The organism is Nocardioides sp. CPCC 206348, from assembly GCF_048654705.1.
Taxonomy (GTDB): domain Bacteria; phylum Actinomycetota; class Actinomycetes; order Propionibacteriales; family Nocardioidaceae; genus Nocardioides.
On the sequence record NZ_JBMCZA010000110.1, the window covers coordinates 8,843 to 9,911 of the forward strand.

General features: G+C 65.0%; 1 protein-coding gene. It reads left to right on the forward strand.

What is annotated here, in order from left to right; translation table 11 throughout:
- Nucleotides 1-1,009, forward strand: a 1,009-nt coding sequence (locus ACOADB_RS06215; RefSeq protein WP_378597084.1) for an ABC transporter permease, incomplete at its 5' end; no start/stop codon positions are given.
- Nucleotides 1,010-1,069: the final 60 nt, after the last annotated feature.

Below are 1,069 nucleotides of genomic sequence, written 5' to 3' on the forward strand. Positions count from 1 at the left end.
CGCCGATCGACGCCGGAGCCCAGCTATCAACAAGTTCAGCATCGGGAAGTACAGCGGTGTCCTGATCTTCGCCCTGATCGTCCTGGTCTTCGGCATCTGGACGCCCGACACCTTCCTGACCGCGACGAACTTCCGCTCGATCCTGGCCAGCCAAGCGATCATCGCGATCCTCGCGCTGGGCCTCCTGTTCCCGCTGGCGGCCGGCGCCTTCGATCTCTCGGCTGCGCAGAACCTCGGTTTCTGTGCGGTTCTCTGCGGAGCGCTGCTGACCAAGAACGAGCTGCCCGTGCCCGTCGCCATCGCCATCGCACTGGGCGCCGGCATCGTTGTCGGAATGTTCAACGGCTTCCTCGTCGCGGTCATCGGCATCAACAGCTTCATCGCAACGCTGGGTACAACGTCCTTGCTGACGGCAGGCTCCCAGGTTCTCACCGACGGCACCTATCTGGGGCCGTTTCCCGATAGCTTCCAAGACCTCACTTCGGGGGCAATCTTCACGCTGCCCGTCATCGTGATCTATCTGTTCGTCTTTGCAGTGATCGCATGGTTCGTCCTCGAGCACACGCCGCTTGGACGACGGATCTACGCCGCCGGCGCCAACGCAGACGCCGCTCGTCTCACGGGAGTGAACACCACGAGGATGGTGTTCGGATCGCTGGTCATCTCCGGCTTCGCCGCGGCGGTGGCGGGAGTGCTACTGGCCTCGACACTCGGTTCGGTCAGTTCGTCGCTCGGCCCCGAGTACCTGCTCCCGGCCTTCGCGGGTGCATTCCTCGGAACGACCCAGCTGAAGCCGGGGCGCTTCAATGTCGGCGGTACGATGCTCGCGATCTTCCTGCTCGGCACCGGCGTCCAGGGACTCCAGCTCGTCGGCGGTGAGGTCTGGGTCACCGCGCTCTTCAACGGTGTCGCTCTCATCGTCGCGGTCGGTGCCGTGCTCTTCGTGCGGCGTCTCCAGGACCGGCGCGCCACCCGTCGCCCAGCTCAGGGCTCGCGTTCCAAGTCGTGAGCGGGGCCACGGTGACTCTGGACCGCCACAGGTCCGATCTCGAGGCCATCCAGCACCTGA